The sequence below is a fragment of the Kitasatospora sp. NPDC054768 genome (genome assembly GCF_053612025.1).
The window spans coordinates 19,355-29,721 of sequence record NZ_JBSHBN010000066.1; the positions used below are offsets into that span (position 1 = coordinate 19,355).

A 10,367-nucleotide genomic window follows, 5' to 3' on the forward strand; every position below is an offset into this window, starting at 1 on the left:
AGCGCGCCCACGTGGGTGGTCCGGCCGCCCGCGGTCGCGCGGACACCGGTAGCGTTCAGCGCCGCCACAGGTTCCGACCACTTGTTTCAACGAGCGCGCACAGAGGTGGTTCCGCTCGGGTCGGCTCGCGAAGTCGCACGGGAGGTTGGAACGGGAGGTTGGAACGGGAGGTTGGAACGGCGGCCGGCGCGGGCAGTCGGCGCGGGCGGTCGGCGCGGCCCGCCCCGCGGATTCCCGGTGCCGCCCGCCCGTCCACGCGTCCAAGCGCCCACGCGCTCAGCGCCCGTCGGCAGGCCAGTGCGCCCCGTCCTCCAGCACCTCGACCTCGTCGCCCAGCCGCAGCGTGCCGAGCGCGTCGCCCTCCATGCCGGCCGGCCGTTCGGGGATCAGGTTCTGCCCGAACGCGGCCTTGCGCAGCAGCCGGTGGTGGCGGGCCAGGGTGCGCAGCGGTTCCTTGCCGCGCCGCTCGCCGGTCTCCTGGTCGGTGGTGGTGATCACGCAGCGGCCGCAGGGCTTGACCACCTTGAAGGTGACCGAGCCGATCCGGATCCTGCTCCAGGTGTCCTCGGCCCACGGTTCGGCGCCGCCGACCACCACGTTCGGGCGGAAACGTTCCATCGGCAGGGTCTCGTGGCCGTCGGGGTTCTCGGTGGCGATCAGCTCGTTGAGCCGGTCCAGGGAGGCGGTGGTGGTGAGCAGCAGCGGGAAGCCGTCGGCCATCGAGACGTTGTCGTCGGGCCGGCCGTACTCCGGGTCGACCGGCCGGGCGCGCGGGTCGTCCAAGTGCACCAGGCGGTAGTCGCCGAGGTGCTCGGCGATCCACTGGTGCGTCTCCTTGTCGGCCTCGGCGGCGTGGAATCGGGTGCCCCAGACCTCGACGTCGGCGAGCGGGTCGCCGGCCGCGACGGCGGGGGCGGCGACCTCGATCCGGGAGCCGTCCGGGGCGGTCAGGCAGAGGGCGCCCTCGGGCAGCAGTTCGGCGCGGACCTGTCCGAGGGCCGCGTTCTCGCGCTGGCTGACGAACCGTCCGGTCGCGTCGGCGAGCATCCAGCGACGGTCTCCGGCCAGGCCCCACGGTTGGACCACGGCGGTGTCCGGGCTCAGGCGGTACATCGACTTGACGGGGTAGACGTGGAGTCCGGTGAGCTGCATTCCCCCATCCTGCCAGCCGGTCCCGGCCCGCAGGGAGGGACCCCGGATGCGCACGGACCGCCCGGACGCCGTGGGGGCGTGCCGGGCGGTCCGTGGATGACCCGTTTCTCCGTTCGCCCGGCGCACGGGGCGCCGGGTGGTGCTCAGGTGGTGCGGGTTCGGGCCGTGTGGGGGACGGCCTCGGGGCGGCAGTGGCTCAGTAACCCTGGCCCTGCGGCTGGTAGCCGCCCTGGAACTGGCCGGGCTCGCCGTACGGGCCCGGGCGCTGCGGCTGCATCGGGCGGACCGGCGCCATGGCCGGGCGCAGCTGGGCGCCGCCGAAGGACTGGTCGCCGCCCTGACCCTGGAGGCCGGGGCCGCCGGCGCCCGGCCCGCCGAAGGACTGCTGGCCGCCGAAGCTCTGCGGACCGGCGGGCTGGCCCTGGCCGAAACCGCCCTGGCCGCCGGGCTGCTGCGCGCCGAAGGTCTGCTGGCCGCCCTGGGCGCCGATGAAGGTGTTCTGGCCGCCGAAGCTCTGGCCGCCGGTCGGCTGGTAACCGCCGCCGGTGGCCTGGGCGAAGGCGGGGGCGGGGGCGCCGGGCTGCGGTCGCTGGTACGGCTGGGGGGCGCCGTAGCCGGGGACCGGCGGCTGGGGAGCGGCGTACGCCGGCGCGGGCTGCGCGGGGATGTACGCCGTGGCGGGGCCGGCGGAGGGACCGCTGCTCGGGCCGGGGCCCAGGGCGAGGCGGGCGGGCGGCAGCGCGGGGAGGTTGCTGCCGGCGTTCTCGTACCCGTTGCCGTAGCGGTTCTCGTAGGACTGGCCGGGGCCGGATCCGTAACCGGACGACAGTGCCGGCGGCAGGGCGGCCGGCACGTTGATGGGCGCGATCTGGGGGACGCCGCGCTCAGCCACGAGGCTGTCGTAGATCGGCGTGCCGGAGGAGAAGGACGGAGAGGGGTAGCCGACTCCGTCGTAGGAGCGGGGCGAGGTCATGGGCCATACGGTAAGCCCACAACGCGCCTGCTGAGGAGAGCGGGAGGGGGAGCAGTTCGAGTGTTTACACAGTCTTCGCTCGCACAAAGGTTTCGAAAGTAGGAAAGACGGACATTCCGGCGTCCGGTTCCGGACAACCTTGGCGCCCCGTCAGTGGTCGAACGGTCGCCGGACGGAGTCGCCGGAAGGCCTTGTGGTGACCGGCCGGTGGACGGTCGGGGGCCCTGCGGAGAAACTTTTTCCGGACCGGGCGTGCGCGGGCGCATTCGAGCCCCCGCCGTGGGGGCGGCGGAGGCTCGTGAATGTTTCGGGAATAAAATTCCCGTCAGTTCTCCGGGCGTTCGATTCAGGCCTGCGACCTGCCCGTGACCTGCGCCGTTGGCCCGTGACCTGCGCCGGCGGCCAGGGGCCGCCCGGGTTCCGACCCGGTGTCGGACGGGTGCCGGCCCGGTCCCGGCGGTCAGTGCGACTGCAGCGCCTGGGCCTGCGCGGGCAGGGTCGGCTTGCCGACCTCGGAGGTGCAGAAGGAGCACCGGGTCGCGGCGGCCGGGATCGGGCTCAGGCACTCCGGGCAGTCGACCTTCGAGGCCGGCGCGGGCTTGGCCGATTCGAAGCGGGCCTGGAGCTTGCCGACCGGCAGCACCACGGCGAAGTAGATGACGGCCGCGGTCAGCACGAAACCGATGACCGCGTTGACGAAGAGGCCGTACGGGAACCGGGTGCCGGCCACGTCGAAGGTCTTCTGGGTGAAGTCGCCGACGGCACCGGACGCGACGCCGACCAGCGGGGTGAGGAAGGCGCTGACGAACCCGGTGACGACCGCGGTGAAGGCCGCGCCGATCACGATGCCGACCGCGAGGTCCACGACGTTTCCGCGCAGCAGGAAGCTGCGGAATCCCTTGAACACCGGGTTACTCCAAATCCGTACAAGGAAGGGGGAGATGGGGCGGCACGGCGGGTGCCGCCCCCGGCCGGACATCCTGCCGAGCGGCCCGGGTCGAGGTCCAACCGCGTTCACCCGAATCGGGTAACCGCCGCGGGGCCCGGCCCCGACCGGCCGGGCGGGGTGGGGGCGCTCCGCGTACCGGCCTTTCGGCGGTCGAACACCCGGCTCAACCACGCTGGGAGAAAGCGCATGTGACACCGGCACGCGCCGACCCGGGACGGCGCCGACCCGGCGCGACGGGGTGAACCGGAGCGCGGCAGGGGGCGAGGCGGGGCGCACAGTGGTCGCATCCGGCGCACGACGGCGGCCCCGTGGCGCACATCGGGTGTACAAGTGCGGGCGGATGGGCCACCATCAGGTTGCGCGAAGGGGATGTACCGGACGGAGCACTGTGCCAAGGTCGGTCCATGCCCGACCATTTGTCGGCCGATCCGGCCGGAAACCGTCCGCGTGTCCTGCATCTGATCAGCGACTCACGCCGTGGCGGCGCACAGAACTTCGCCCGTGACCTCCACCGGGAACTCGGCCGTCGGGGGCAGTCCTCCGCACTGTGCGCCCTCGCCCCGCATCCGGCCGTCCACCCCGGCCCCGTCGAGTCGAGGCGGGACTGCGCGGATCCGGGTCCCGACTCCGGCTCCGGGGACGGGGGTTCCGATTCCGCGGGCCGGGCCACCGATTCCACCGACCGGGGCCCCGACTCCGCCGGCGGGGCCTCCGTGGACTGCTCCGCCGCCCCCGGGTTGCGCTCCGCCGCCGTGCTGGGCCCCGGGCGGCTGCACCCGAGCACCCTGCGGGCGCTGCGCGCCGCCTCGCGCGCCGCCGACGTGGTGCTCGCGCACGGCTCGGACACCCTGGCCGCCTGCGCCCTCGCCCTGGCCGGGACCCGGACGCCCTTCGTCTACGTCTCGGTCGGCCACCCGCGCTACTGGACCGCCAACCGGCTGCGCCGGGTGCGCGGCGGCGCGCTGATGCACCGCGCGGCCGCCGTCACCACCCTCACCGACGAAGCGCGCGTCGTTCTGGAGGAGCAGTTCCGGCTGCCCGAGGGCAAGGTCCACGTGATCCCCAACTCCCGTGCCGCGGAGAGCTATCCGCCAGCCGACGGCCGGGACGACCGGAGGGCCGCGCGGCACGCGCTGGGCCTGCCGGCCGATGTGTTGCTGGTCGCCTGGATCGGGGCGATAGCTCCCGAGAAGCGGCTCGACCTCGCCCTGGACGTGCTCGACCGGCTGCCCGACGTCCGGCTCGCCGTCGCCGGGGACGGGCCGCTGCGCGAGACGCTGGCCCGCCACCCGGCCGCCGCCCGGGCCCACTTCCTCGGCCCGTTGTCCGACCCGGCCCCGCTCTACCGCGCCGCCGACGCGCTGCTGCTGACCAGTGACAGCGAGGGCGTGCCCGGCGCGCTGATCGAGGCGGCGCTGGCCGGGGTGCCCGCCGTGGCCACTGACGTCGGCTGGGTGCGCGAGGTGGTCCGGGACGGTGCGACCGGCGCGCTGGTCGCCCCCGGGGACCCGCTCGCCCTCGCCGAGGCGCTGGGCAAGGTGCTGGCGGTCAACCGGGCGGGCCTGGGCGCGGCGGCCCGGGCGCACGCGCTGGAGCACTTCGAGCTGGGTGCCGTCGTGGACGCCTGGCAGCACCTGGTCGCCGAGGTGTGGACGGCGGGCCCGGAGGCCGCCGGCTGACCCGCCGCGCACCCCGGTCCCGTGGGCCCGCCGAGTACGTCGGTTCTGTTGGCCCTGTCGGGTGGTCCGTCCCGTCAACGGGCGCGGGCCCGGGTGCGCCGATCGAGCGAATCCGGCCCTGCCTGCGCCGCAGCAACCGGCCGGTAGCGAACCGTCGCCAGCACACTGCCCGGTGTGAACTCGAAGTCGCTGCTGCGGTCCACCGTCCTGCTCGCCGTCGCCGTCGGGATTGCCGCGTCCCCTGTCCAGGCCGGCGCGATGTCCCACCAACCCCCTGCCGAGGGCGCCAAGTTCGTCGAACTCGACCACCCGCAACCGGTGCGCGTGAGCGCCCGGACCGAGGCGGTCGAATTCTTCTGGTACGACTGCGGCCACTCCCAGGCGCTCGAACAGCCTTTGCAGGCCTGGGCGGAGAAGCACCGCGCCGATGTCGTGCTGCGCCGCGTCCCGGCCGTCTGGCCCGGCAGCCAGGACGAGGCCGTGCAACGCGGCCACGCCCGGCTGTACTACGCGCTGGACCGGCTCGGCCTGGTCGGCCGCCTCCAGGCCAGCGTGTTCCGCGCCGTGCACAACGAGGGGATCGACCTCACCACCGAGGCCACCGCCACCGACTGGGCCGTGCGCAACGGCGTCGACGCCCAGGCGTTCGGACGGGCCTACCGCTCGGCCGCGGTGGGCCGGTCGGTCGACGGGGCCGCCGCCGCCTTCACCCGCTACGGCATCAACGAGCTGCCGACGGTCGTCGTCCAGGGCGAGTACCGCACCTCGCCGACCCAGGCCGGCGGGGTCGAGGCGATGCCCGAGGTGCTCGACCACCTGGTGCAGCAGGAGCGGCAGCACCGCCACTGAGCCGGCCCTCCCGGCCACGTCGGTGACATCGGATCAGCTCGCACATGTGCCTTGTCCGGCAAGCGGTTTGCCGGACAGGGGCCTTGCCTAACTGTTCAGATGCTGTTTAATGGTTAGCATGAGCGAGCTGACGATCCCGCACGTCCACCACCGCCACGTCGACGTCGACGGCCTGCGTGTCTTCTACCGCGAAGCCGGCCCGACAGACGCGCCCGTGCTCCTGCTGCTGCACGGCTTCCCGTCGTCCTCCCACCAGTACGCCCGGCTGCTCGACGCGCTCGGTACCCGCTACCGCCTGATAGCCCCCGACTACCCCGGGTTCGGCAGCAGCGACAGCCCCGCGCCCGGCACCTTCACGTACCGCTTCGACAGCCTCGCCGAGGTGATCGAGGGGTTCTGCCTCACCCTCGGCCTGGACCGCTTCGCGCTGTACGTCTTCGACTTCGGCGCCCCCGTCGGCCTGCGCCTGGCCACCCGGCACCCGGAGTGGATCACCGGCCTGGTGATCCAGAACGGCAACGCCTACGAGGAGGGACTCTCCGACCAGGCGCGGGAGTTCATCGCCAACAAGCGCGGCGTGCCGGGTGCCGAGCAGGCCGCCCGCTCGATCCTCACCCTGGACGTCACCCGCGACCAGTACGAGGGCGGCACGGGCGACCCGAGCCTGGTCGCCCCCGACGGCTGGACGCTCGACCAGCACTTCCTCGACCTGCCCGGCCGCAAGGACATCCAGGTCGAACTCGCCCTCGACTACTTCTCCAACGTCGAGCTCTACCCCGCCTGGCAGGCCTGGCTGCGCGCCGACCAGCCGCCCGCTCTGGTGCTCTGGGGCCTGGGCGACCCGTTCTTCACCGAAGCCGGCGCCCACGCCTACCTGCGCGACCTGCCCGGGGCCGAGCTGCACCTGTTCGACACCGGGCACTTCGCCCTGGAGGAGAAGCTGCCCGAAATCGCCCCGCTGATCGACGACTTCCTCGCGCGGATCCCGAAGTAGCCGATCGCCGGGGCGGCGGGAACCCGGCCGCTCCGAACGCTCCAACGGAGCCGGAGGCTTCCGCGGCTTCGGCCGTCGCGGTCGCTCCGGTCACTTCAGTCGCGTCAGTCGTCAGTCGCGGCGCAGCAGGTACGTGACGAAGCCGAGCGTCCCCCGGTAGCCGTGCAGCCACTCGGTGCGGTGCCGGTCCGCGGCCTCGCGGGCGGCCGCCGCGCCCGGGTGGTCCGGGTGGTCCAGCGCCCACTCGGCCAGCGAGCCCGTCCAGGAGAACTCGTAGTCGTCCCACTCCTGTTCGGAGCTGGCGTGACCGAACACCGGCGTCCAGCCGTCCGCGAGAACCCGGTCGGTGGTCGTCGCCAGATCCGCGAAGTCCTCCCGGGCGGCGCCCAGCCCGTCCAGCGCCGGCTGCGACGGCTCGCGCTGCCAGAACCCTTCGCCGACCAGCAACCGGCCGCCCGGGGCCAGGAGTTCGCGGGCCGCGGCGAGCGTCGGCAGCAGACCGCCGAACGCGTGGGTGGCGCCGACGCACAGCACCAGGTCGAACGGCTCCCGCGCGGTGAACTCCCGTACGTCCAAGTGGTGCAGGCCGATCCGGCGAACCACGCCGAGTGCGGTCGCGGTCTCCCGGGCCCGGGTCAGCGCGGCCGCGTCCAGATCCACGCCCACCGCCCGCCAGCCCGGATGGGCGGCCAGCGTCCGGAGCAGCCAGGCGCCCTCACCACAGCCCAGGTCCAGGGCCCGGCCCCGCTCCGTCCCGGCCGTGGCGCGGTCCAGCAACCGGGCCACCGACTCGTCCGCCAGCGGGGCCGCGACCGGGTGGCGGGCATGGGCGAGGCGGGAGATCTGCTGACGGTCCATCCGAGCAGTATGGAACGGGACGGCCCACCGCGCAGCGGGTTCGGCACGGGGGACTTCTCAGGCCCGGGAGTACGTCCGGCCCTTCCACGCGGCGCCCCGGCCGCGCCAGTGCCGCACCGCCGAGTCCACCGTCATCAGCAGGTACAGCCCCGCGGTAAACGGCAACAGCAGCACGGCCGCGGCCGGCTGCCCGTAGTACCGGACCATCGGCAGGTACGTGCCCGCCATCAGCGCCCACGCCGCCCCGCCCGCGGCCGCCACCGGCGGCACCCCGCCCACCAGCCCGGCCACCGTCGCCACCGGCGGCACCAGATAGACCAGCGCCAGCCCCAGCACCGTCCCGAGCAGCAGCACCGGCGAGTGCCTGAGCTGGGCGTAGGCGCTGCGCGAGACCATCCGCCACAGCTGCTCCAGCCGCGGGTACGGGCGCACGCTGTCCACGTCGTCGGCCAGGCCCAGCCAGGTCCGGCCGCCGGCGGACTTCACCGCCCGGGCCAGCGACACGTCGTCGATCACCGCGCCCCGGATCGCCGCCACCCCGCCCGCCCGCTCCAGCGCCTCGCGCCGCACCAGCGAGCAGCCGCCGGCCGCGGCCGCCGTCCGGGCACCGGGACGGTTGCTCCGGCGGAACGGGTACAGCTGGGCGAAGAAGTACACGAAGGCCGGCACGATCAGCCGCTCCCAGCCGGTCTCCACCCGCAGCCGGGCCATCTGCGACACCAGGTCCAGCCCGTTGCTCTCGGCGGCGGCCACCAGCTCGGCCAGCGAATCCGGACCGTGCGCGATGTCGGCGTCCGTCAGCAGCAGGTACTCGACGTCCGGCCCGGCCAGCGCCACGCCGTGCCGCAGCGCCCACAGCTTGCCGGTCCAGCCCGGCGGCAGCGGGGGAGGGATGGTGACGGTCAGCTCCAGCCCGTCGATCGTCCGCAGCTCCGCCGCCAGGGCACCGGTGCCGTCCGAACTGTGGTCGTCCACCAGGAACACCCGGGCCCGCCCCGGATACTTCTGCGCGAGCAGCGTCGGCAGGCTCGCCGGGAGCACCGGGGCCTCGTCCCGGGCCGGCACCACGACCGCCACCTGCGGCCAGCGGACCGGCGGGCGACGCGGCGGCAGCCGTACGTCGGTGCGCCAGAACGAACCGTGGCAGCACGCCAGCCAGAGCCAGACCAGCAGGGAGAACGCGGCGATCCACAGCAGGACGGTCACCCCGGCAGTCTGCCGCAGAACCGGGCTGGACGGGCGCATCGACTAAAGTCTTGACCCGTGAAGATCGCACTGATGGACTCCGGAATCGGCCTGCTGGCCGCCGCCGCCGCCCTTCGGAAGCTGCGCCCGGACGTGGATCTGGTGCTCTCTTCCAACCCGGCCTCGATGCCGTGGGGGCCGCGTACGCCGGAAGAGGTAACGGAGCTGGCCCTCGGCTGCTGCCGGGCCGCCGCCGCGCTCGAACCCGACGCGCTGGTGATCGCCTGCAACACCGCCTCCGTGCACGCGCTCGCCACCCTGCGGGCCGAGCTGGAGCCCGGGCTTCCGGTGATCGGCACCGTCCCGGCGATCAAGCCCGCCGCCGCGCAGGGCGGCCGGGTCGCCATCTGGGCCACCCCGGCCACCACCGGCAGCGACTACCAGCGCGGGCTGATCCGCGACTTCGGCGGTTCGGCGGACGTCACCGAGGTCGCCTGCCCGGGCCTCGCGGACGCGGTCGAGCACGGCGACGACGAGGCCATCACCGCCGCCATCGCCGACGCCGCCGCCCGGACGCCGGTCGGGACCGACGTCATCGTGCTCGGCTGCACCCACTACGAACTCGTCGACGACCGCATCCGCGGCGCCGTCGCCCCGACCGCCTCGCCGGGGCTCACCCTGCACGGCTCCGCCGACGCCGTGGCCGCCCAGGCCCTCCGCCGCGTCGCCGACCCCACCCGGACGGGCGGCGGCACCCTCACCGTCCTCCACGCCGGCGCCCCCGCCAACCTCCCCCCGGTCGCCGCCCTCTACCCCCAGGGCAACGCTCTCGCCACCCTCATCGGCTGACCCCGGGCGGCCGAGCGACCGACCGACGCAGCGCGCGCCGGAGGTCGATCCGGTCGACTTCCTGCTCCGCGCTCGGGCGCCACGGCTCCGCCGTCCCGAGGCCTGCTGATCGCCCACCCGACCGCGCCTGGTGCGTGAGAAGTCGACTCGGCCGACTTCTCACGCGGCGTTCGCTTGGGTGGGCTTCACCGCTCCCGGTGTGTCCGGCCGCAAGCCCGCAGGATTTTGGTGCGTGGATCTGCCGTGCGCGGGAAGTCGACCGGGCCGACTTCCTGCGCTGCGCTGCGCAGCGCTGGGGTGGCTGCGGCTCCGCTGCCCGGCGGCTTGAGGGCTTCTGATCGCCAGCCCAGGCCGTCCCGGTGCGCGGGAAGTCGGCCTGGCCGACTTCTCATGCCGAGCTGCTGCGCGCGGGGCCGGCTTCGGGCGGCCTCTACGCGCATAGAATCGGGTCGTGGGTGTGGGGAAGTCGGGCTGGCCGGATTTTGGCGCGGGGCCAACTTTGGGCGTGCGGGACGTCGGCGGGGTCGGCATTCCTGGGGGCGCGCGGCTTCGGCCTCGTGAGTGCGTGAGAAGTCGATCTGGTCGACTTCTCACGCGGGGGTGATGGCCCGGACTGGCTCGTTGCTCACATGATCTTGGAATCGAAAAGTCGGCGCGGCCGATTTTCCGGTGCGGGGAGTGCGGGAGGCCGGGCGGGGTGCGGCGGCCGTGCCCGGATGGCACCTCCGGTGCCTGTGGGGCGAGCGGGTCGGCGGTGGTGCGCGCGCCCGGATTAGGGCCCCCCGCCATACATGCGCCCCGTTTGGGCGGGGGCCCCCCGTGAGCGAACGCGTGAAGTCGCCACCCCCGGTCTTCGCGGTGCCGGCCGGGCCCGGGGGT

The 10,367-nt window shown here is 74.2% G+C and carries 9 protein-coding genes; 4 read left to right on the forward strand and 5 right to left on the reverse strand.

Going from position 1 to position 10,367, the window contains the following annotated elements; genetic code table 11:
• Positions 1-276: 276 nt before the first annotated feature.
• From ACWGKU_RS20840 to mscL, 3 genes are all read right to left on the reverse strand, one after another.
• Positions 277-1,152, reverse strand: a complete 876-nt coding sequence (locus tag ACWGKU_RS20840; RefSeq protein ID WP_452179532.1) for an MOSC domain-containing protein — start codon at positions 1,150-1,152, stop codon at positions 277-279.
• Between the two features lie 196 nt (positions 1,153-1,348).
• Complete coding sequence (locus tag ACWGKU_RS20845) at positions 1,349-2,125, reverse strand: DUF6643 family protein (RefSeq protein WP_401055109.1); 777 nt, start codon at positions 2,123-2,125, stop codon at positions 1,349-1,351.
• Between the two features lie 460 nt (positions 2,126-2,585).
• Entirely contained in the window at positions 2,586-3,032 is a 447-nt protein-coding gene (gene mscL / locus ACWGKU_RS20850; protein WP_452179531.1) for a large conductance mechanosensitive channel protein MscL, read from the reverse strand.
• Positions 3,033-3,478: 446 nt separating this feature from the next.
• Here mscL and ACWGKU_RS20855 point away from each other — a divergent pair, with 446 nt between their 5' ends.
• The 3 genes from ACWGKU_RS20855 to ACWGKU_RS20865 all read left to right on the forward strand — a co-directional run bounded on the left by ACWGKU_RS20855 (position 3,479) and on the right by ACWGKU_RS20865 (position 6,596).
• Entirely contained in the window at positions 3,479-4,753 is a 1,275-nt protein-coding gene (locus ACWGKU_RS20855) for a glycosyltransferase family 4 protein (RefSeq protein WP_452179530.1), read from the forward strand.
• A 174-nt stretch (positions 4,754-4,927) separates the two neighbouring features.
• Entirely contained in the window at positions 4,928-5,602 is a 675-nt protein-coding gene (locus ACWGKU_RS20860) for a thiol:disulfide interchange protein DsbA/DsbL (RefSeq protein WP_452179529.1), read from the forward strand.
• 118 nt (positions 5,603-5,720) lie between these two features.
• Positions 5,721-6,596 (forward strand): alpha/beta fold hydrolase, encoded by an 876-nt coding sequence (locus tag ACWGKU_RS20865; protein WP_452179528.1) that lies wholly within the window; start codon positions 5,721-5,723, stop codon positions 6,594-6,596.
• 111 nt (positions 6,597-6,707) lie between these two features.
• On the opposite strand, the gene ACWGKU_RS20870 is transcribed toward ACWGKU_RS20865, so the two are convergent.
• Together ACWGKU_RS20870 and ACWGKU_RS20875 are read right to left on the reverse strand one after the other, a co-directional pair.
• Positions 6,708-7,454 (reverse strand): SAM-dependent methyltransferase, encoded by a 747-nt coding sequence (locus tag ACWGKU_RS20870; protein ID WP_401051827.1) that lies wholly within the window; start codon positions 7,452-7,454, stop codon positions 6,708-6,710.
• A 57-nt stretch (positions 7,455-7,511) separates the two neighbouring features.
• On the reverse strand, positions 7,512-8,699 hold the full coding sequence (locus ACWGKU_RS20875; RefSeq protein ID WP_452179527.1) for a glycosyltransferase: 1,188 nt from the start codon (positions 8,697-8,699) through the stop codon (positions 7,512-7,514).
• A gap of 18 nt (positions 8,700-8,717) precedes the next feature.
• Between ACWGKU_RS20875 and ACWGKU_RS20880 the strand changes: the two genes are divergently transcribed.
• Positions 8,718-9,488 (forward strand): glutamate racemase, encoded by a 771-nt coding sequence (locus ACWGKU_RS20880; protein ID WP_452179526.1) that lies wholly within the window; start codon positions 8,718-8,720, stop codon positions 9,486-9,488.
• The last annotated feature ends 879 nt before the right edge of the window (positions 9,489-10,367 follow it).